General features: G+C 36.2%; 6 protein-coding genes. All 6 read right to left on the bottom strand.

Annotated elements, in window-relative coordinates; genetic code table 11:
• Positions 1-299: 299 nt before the first annotated feature.
• A complete protein-coding gene (locus V7164_RS19870) occupies positions 300-926 on the bottom strand; it encodes an isochorismatase family cysteine hydrolase (RefSeq protein ID WP_335355028.1) in 627 nt (208 codons plus the stop codon).
• A 777-nt stretch (positions 927-1703) separates the two neighbouring features.
• Positions 1704-2237, bottom strand: a complete 534-nt coding sequence (locus V7164_RS19865; RefSeq protein WP_335355027.1) for a GNAT family N-acetyltransferase — start codon at positions 2235-2237, stop codon at positions 1704-1706.
• Between the two features lie 232 nt (positions 2238-2469).
• Positions 2470-2688 carry a tyrosine-type recombinase/integrase gene (locus V7164_RS19860; protein WP_335348305.1) on the bottom strand — a complete coding sequence of 73 codons (219 nt, stop codon included), beginning with the start codon at positions 2686-2688 and terminating at the stop codon, positions 2470-2472.
• 60 nt (positions 2689-2748) lie between these two features.
• Positions 2749-2946 carry a hypothetical protein gene (locus tag V7164_RS19855; protein WP_335348302.1) on the bottom strand — a complete coding sequence of 66 codons (198 nt, stop codon included), beginning with the start codon at positions 2944-2946 and terminating at the stop codon, positions 2749-2751.
• A 101-nt stretch (positions 2947-3047) separates the two neighbouring features.
• Positions 3048-3578, bottom strand: coding sequence for a GNAT family N-acetyltransferase (locus V7164_RS19850; protein ID WP_335355026.1), 531 nt, complete (start codon positions 3576-3578; stop codon positions 3048-3050).
• Positions 3579-3773: 195 nt separating this feature from the next.
• Positions 3774-4688 (bottom strand): mechanosensitive ion channel family protein, encoded by a 915-nt coding sequence (locus V7164_RS19845; RefSeq protein ID WP_335345636.1) that lies wholly within the window; start codon positions 4686-4688, stop codon positions 3774-3776.
• Between the last annotated feature and the right edge of the window lie 812 nt (positions 4689-5500).

Genomic DNA, 5500 nt, shown 5'->3' with positions numbered 1-5500 from the left:
TATTTCAGAAAAGCGCCCATTAGCTGAAGAAGGAGTTACATTTTAATTCTCGTTTAATTGCTTTAGCCACTCTAAAAACTAATCTTGAGGTAACTTTACTTTTGAAAGTCTAAGTTATGGGAGAGTTTCAGGACTAGCAATGGTTATGGTGGAAATCTTCTAATGAAACACACTGTAAATGAATCTTAATTTTATAAGAATCGACTTATTGGATATCGTTAATGGAAACATCTAACGGCTGCAACATTACAATTATTCAAAGAATAATCTTTTCTTTAGTAGCCTATTTAAGAGTATCATTACATATTTGAAATGGCTTCGCGTGTTGTCCATGTAGCGCTACTGAAAGCTCGGTAGTTCGTAACAGCAGCACGAAAATCGTTTTCACTAATCGTGGCAGTTGCATCGTAAACAACAGCTGTCTTGAAGCCATTTTCGATCAAATCTCTCATATGCGATTCAACACATACGTTTGATAATACCCCAGCCAAAATTACTTGTTCTTTTCTACGTTGCCTTAGTTGATAGACTAGATCATTCGTCTGAGGACTGGCCACCTTGTGCGGTGTTGCAATGACGGTTGTTTTGTCCCAGATATACGGAGCTAAAGTTGAAACATAATCGGCTTCCGGAGTTGGAGGACTAAATTGATTTAATTTCTGATAAACACGCAAACTAATCAACATCTCTTGTTCGTTCCCTGTAAACCGCCAATCATAGTCATGTGGATATAAAAAGTGCGGGGAAACAAAGAGCTGATAACCTTTACTACGAGCAGTGCTTAATAGTAGTTCCAAGTTGGCTAAAGTATTATTTTGTTTAATGTTAGCCTTTGTCAAATGATATCCTCTTCCGCCTGGAGACAAAAAGTCATTTTGAGGGTCAGTAATAACAATTGCAGTATTAGCTGGGTTTGGTTTAAACATAGAATTATTCCCACCTTTTTTATGTTTTCACTTATCGATTATACGAACTACATTGATTATTAATTCCTTAGGAAAATGAAATTTTGAATTTAATGTGTGACAATAAAGTACGGATAAACAAATACAACTATTGCTGTTCCAATAGCTATTGTAAACGTCAAATGCTGACAACAGTATGTCAGTGGAGATGAATATTTTTTCAAAAGTGCTTTGAACATTTATTCCTTTCATTAACTTTGATTTACTTACGAATAATTCCTTCTCTTATTCAAGAAAATGGCCCTTTTCATGAAGAAAGGCGCTTTCCATATTTCAGAAAAGCGCCCAATTGTTTAAGTGTAGTTCTTCACAAAAGTCTAGGAAGTAACCAATACACAACAAAGAAGAGACTCACTATCCCCCAAACTGTGGTTCCCACTATCCTCCAAACTATGGATTGGGTAGCTGAACTTTGATGAACCTCATTTTCCATATTTCTTGTTATAAAAGCAAGAACAACAAATTCGATTATGATGAACCCAACAGCTATCCAAGATAATAAATCCACTTTTTATCCCCCTTTGTTGTGAATTACCTTCTAAACCTGCTACGTAGTTCAAATACATTCCTTCGCAATTTTTATACGTTTCATAGTGCAAAAAGTTTCGAACACTTAATCAACAATATGGCCCTTTAACTGAAGATGATTTAACAGTATTAAGAACCTTTTGTAATATCCTTGATCAATGACGTACCAATTACATTATAGAATCCTTCTTTCTCTATTTTTCCTTTAAGTTAGTATGGAAAGTTATCTTTTATTATTGTTTTGGTATTGTTCTCCCAGTCTTCTCTTATCATCGCATATCCAACAGTATCAAATAATTGTCCGCTTTGTCTCCAGGATCTACGGTTATAAGATTCTTTCACAAATCCGCTATTAAAGAACGTTTTTCTCATCGCAAAATTATCATATCTGGTATGACCTTCGATTCTAATAATATGAGTGTAATTATTGAATACATAAGTACTTAACCAATTAAGAATATGCTTTGCTATTCCTTTGCCTCTAAACTTTTCTTTCAATCGCAAATCGAATAAACATATGGGATCTTCTAAATCAAAAATTCTTATTAAACCAATCTTTGTATGATTATCCATGATCCAGAATGTTTGGTTCCCGTTTTCATTATAATTCCCATTGGCTAAATTTTCTCTTATAGACTCCTCAGTAGGATTCTCCTGTCCATGAAAACTCCATGTTTCTGATGTTAAAAATTCTACTAATTCATCAGCCATTTTATTTTCAAACTCTAAATATGTGTACATCATTCTCCCCCTTGAATGGCTATTAATTAAATCCACATATATGAAATTCTTTCACCTATATTATAACGTTTCCTTACTAAATCAACCTTCATCAATTAGTTTAAGTAAAATCTTGACAATTTTAATGATAAATTCAAACTCGAATATTCTAATTGACTAAAAGTTCTTCAACAATCTTGCCCGATAACAAAAAGGCATGCCTTTTTATATGCATGCCTCAATTTCCGTTAAATTTTCAAAAATATTTACTATAAAAATCGTGCCTCAACTTTCCACTTAGCTGGGCATATATTTTTGTGGTCTCACTCTTCTCATGACCAAGCAAGCTCTGGATCACTTCAAGTGGCGCACCTTTATTAATCATATGTGTAGCATAGCTGTGTCGTAATTGATGAGGATGAATACTCTTTTTTATCCCAGCACGATTTGATATGTGTTTGATAATATATCTCATAAATTGTATGGTTTTCGTGCCCATTGTAGCAAAAGCTTCGCCAGATAACACTCCAGATTTTCAATATAGACTGAAGCGGTGAGCAATATTGCCGAAAATCTCTGTGATCTCGTACGTTTCTTCTTCCTTAAAGTCAATCAAATGCCCTTCTCCCAATAGTTTCTCACGAGGCTCGATAAACTGCTGAAGATCGTAAATGACAGGAGACGAATCCGTATTTTTAATGATCACAGCTTCTGGAACAAATAATTCGTACAATACACGTATATTAGGTTTAATTCCATTTTGATTGGTAAACGCATCAAAAGGTAGCAGTTAATTGATCTAGAATCATTTTTGTATCGAATGATTCATGATGGTTATTTATATGGTTTTTCATTTTTTTCTATCGTGGCAAATAGTTTAAGTTCTTCAGGATCATTAGGCATTCTAACCAATCGTTCAAACTGCAACCCCACTTTTTCGAGAAGCTTGGCTGAAGCGTGATTGTCTTTAGTAGTAATCGCTACAATACGATTTAGCCCTAACGTATCTTTTCCATATGTCATTACCGCGGAGGCTGCTTCATAGGCGTATCCTTTTGACCAATACTTTGGAAGAAAGGCAAATCCAATATCCACATCCTCTAAGGAATCTCTTTTTATCAGACCGCAGATTCCAATCGGTACATGATCCTCTTTTCGTTCCACCAAAAAAAGACAGAAACCGTATTCCTCATACATACGAATTGGTCCATTCAATATATAGGCAGCTGAGTCTTCTGTTGTTCTCAAACCTCGATCACCAATGAACCTCAACCAAGAGGGGTCGTTCATAAGCTCAAGGATAAATGCCGCATCGTCGGTTGTTTGTAAGCGAAGGGTAAGTCGATCTGTTTCTAAAATTTTCAAGGGAAATACACCAGCCTTTCAGTATTTTTAGTCGAAGGGGTACAGCAAGAATTCCCTCTTACTTGCTTCCAGTCCCTTTTAGGCAAAACAGATTGTGAAGGAATGTACTTAAAGTAACTTTAAAGGTTTATCTAAGGAGGATATAGCAGACTGCTTAAATAGCAATCTGCTTTTTTGAAGAAAGGGATTCATAAACTATAAATCTTCAACAGCCAATTGCTTTTCCAACAGTATTTGCCTCTTATTTTCTTTAAAGGTTCGTATATTTCCGGGTTGAAAAGGACCAGCCTTCATGGCTTCCAATTCCCCGCTCTCTGCCATCATCAAGTCATTCTTGTAGGCAGCCATCGCCAGTTCATACCTCACTTTTTTGCTTGCTTCCGCGAAATCCGCTTCCTTCACTAGACCTGATATTGAATACCGGTGCCCCCTGAAATCCACGTTCAGTTCAGTGATTTGGTTGAATTTGAAACTCTCCACGGGAACGCCGTTCTCATCCTTCAGCAGGTATTCACTGTATTTCTCGTTGCATGTTTGTTCCACTTCCTCCATCACCTTGAAGGCATCGTCCGGATTTTGCCTATAATTGAGGACGAGGCTTTCGTTCACCCTTCGCATTTTCCGGTTCCCGTTCTGAAGTTCCGTGATGCTACTATAAGAGATCGAATAAAGGTATCCGTCATACTGGCGGATCTTCAGGTGGCGTATGCTGATTTCCTCGATTTTTCCCTGACGATTTCCATTGATAATGACATAATCCCCGTGTTGGATCTGGCGCTCAAACAAGTAGGTCAGCCCCATAATATAATCCCGGATGATATGCTGGAAGATCAATGCGAAGGCACCCGCTAAAACAACCGAACCAGTGAAAATCTTTGTCAGGTCGAAGAAATGGCTAAGCACATAAACAAGGAAGAACACCAGTCCCAATACCTTTGTCATCTGGTTAGCGAATTGCTTAAATGTCTCTTCCCGCTTTCCATCCAAGATTTTCGTTTTATCAAAGAAAAGATTGATAGATTTGCGGATTAAATAAACCGTGAGTATAATCAGCAGTGCCACCGTTAAAATTTTTATGGGCAACTGCAGCAACTTCCCCGAGAAAAACATCCTACCAACTCCTACTTTCTTTAAACTATATAAAAGGAATGCGGATAAGGAGAAAAGCCTTACCTTCCTAACAAACCTTAATGATAGCACGGTTCCATTTTAAAAAAAATCCTCTCCGTGCTTCTTGAGGAACGACTATATTGCCAATAATGTGTTTTCCGCTGCTAAATGGATATTAAAAGATATAGCGATAAAGGTCAATAAGGGAATTGAAACTTAATATTACTTAAAGCGTAATAAAGATAAAATAAATAGTTAAGCGATTGATTAAGGGGGAAAACCGATTGTCACATAAAAATTTTTCATAGCAAAAGCAGGGGTAGTTCTGATTTTTTCAAGTATTCGTATGGGAAGTTAATTAGGGGATTCTTGGCTAATCAGTAAAGAAGACGGGAACGCTGATACTAGCCAATACAACATGATTGTTCAGACTTTTAATAATAACTTTGTTATTATTGGCAGCCTACTATTTGGTGTATTTTAACTAGCGGGTAGCTTTAGTTAAACAAGCTTAAGGCAGCGATCATAATCATTATCTTGTTCTTCCACAATCGTGCGCTTTAGTTAAAGAGTGATTGCTGTGGCTATCCTTTTTGTTTTTTGTGCAGGTGGCAACAGTTATAGTTTACCAATGAGTAGATAAAATTCATAAACACGGTAAAAGACTTTTTTATAATGCAGTCAGTTTGTTTTATTACAATTATTACAATTAGTATATAACTTTTATTTAATAGGTAATATTTGGATTGTTGTGGTAGTCGGCTTTTAGAGTTACTGTAGTAAACGACATTTTTTTTAAACAACAATACTTG

It is taken from the genome of Bacillus sp. JJ1474 (assembly GCF_036965225.1).
Taxonomy (GTDB): Bacteria; Bacillota; Bacilli; order Bacillales; family Cytobacillaceae; genus Cytobacillus.
Note: the sequence above shows the minus strand (reverse complement) of the source record. Positions and strands in the feature narration are given on the sequence as shown.